General features: G+C 59.4%; 1 protein-coding gene. It reads left to right on the top strand.

The features are described 5' to 3' along the window. The coding region (locus tag B3187_RS14120) for a DUF4351 domain-containing protein (protein ID WP_286807125.1) at positions 1-187 on the top strand (187 nt) is incomplete at its 5' end. Between the last annotated feature and the right edge of the window lie 69 nt (positions 188-256).

The following is a 256-nucleotide window of genomic DNA, read 5'->3' as shown; positions in this document are numbered from 1 at the left end:
ACGTGAAGGCCGACAGCAAGAAGCGGCGGCGATGTTGCTACGCTTTTTAAGCAAGCGGTTTGGAGCGGTTGACGAGGCGACCAGGGAAAAGGTGGAAACTGCCCCTCTGGAGCAGCTCGAAGCCTGGGGTGACCGGGTGTTGGATGCGAACTCGCTTGACGACGTATTTTTGTCGTCTGGTGGCTGAGGGATGTAGACGGCACCACATAGAGGCCATTCGTGAATGCTGGGCAACGGCGGATGCGCGCCTTGCGGC

It is taken from the genome of Marinimicrobium sp. UBA4209, from assembly GCF_002381585.1.
GTDB classification, from domain to species: domain Bacteria; phylum Pseudomonadota; class Gammaproteobacteria; order Pseudomonadales; family Cellvibrionaceae; genus Marinimicrobium; species Marinimicrobium koreense.
Note: the sequence above shows the minus strand (reverse complement) of the source record. Positions and strands in the feature narration are given on the sequence as shown.